The organism is Gemella haemolysans, assembly GCF_028308085.1.
GTDB classification, from domain to species: Bacteria; Bacillota; Bacilli; order Staphylococcales; family Gemellaceae; genus Gemella; species Gemella haemolysans_D.
The window spans coordinates 1-381 of record NZ_JAQMFS010000034.1 but is presented as its reverse complement, the minus strand read 5'-3'; the positions used below and the strand labels follow the sequence as shown (position 1 = coordinate 381).

1 protein-coding gene is annotated in these 381 nt (G+C 42.0%); it reads left to right on the top strand.

Annotated elements, in window-relative coordinates; all coding sequences use genetic code 11:
• Nucleotides 1–381 (top strand): hypothetical protein (locus PNO30_RS02800; RefSeq protein ID WP_271987081.1); only part of this gene is annotated, 381 nt, incomplete at both ends.

Genomic DNA, 381 nt, shown 5'->3' with positions numbered 1-381 from the left:
ACAATTCCAGGAGAAGGTACTTACACAGTAGCACCAGATGGAACGGTAACATTCACACCTGAGAAAACATTCACAGGAAAAGGAACAGGAGTAACAGTAAAACGTGTAGATAAGAATGGAACGCCAGTTACAGCTAAATACACACCAACAGTAACACCAGTAACACCAGAAGGAACACCTGCAGAAACAACAGATATCCAAGGTAAAGAACAAAATGGAAAACCTGAGTTCAAACCAGGAAACCCAGAAGTACCGATGGATGATGAAGTACCAGCAACATTCGAAGATGGATCAACAACTAAGACAATTCCAGGAGAAGGTACTTACACAGTAGCACCAGATGGAACGGTAACATTCACACCTGAGAAAACATTCACAGGA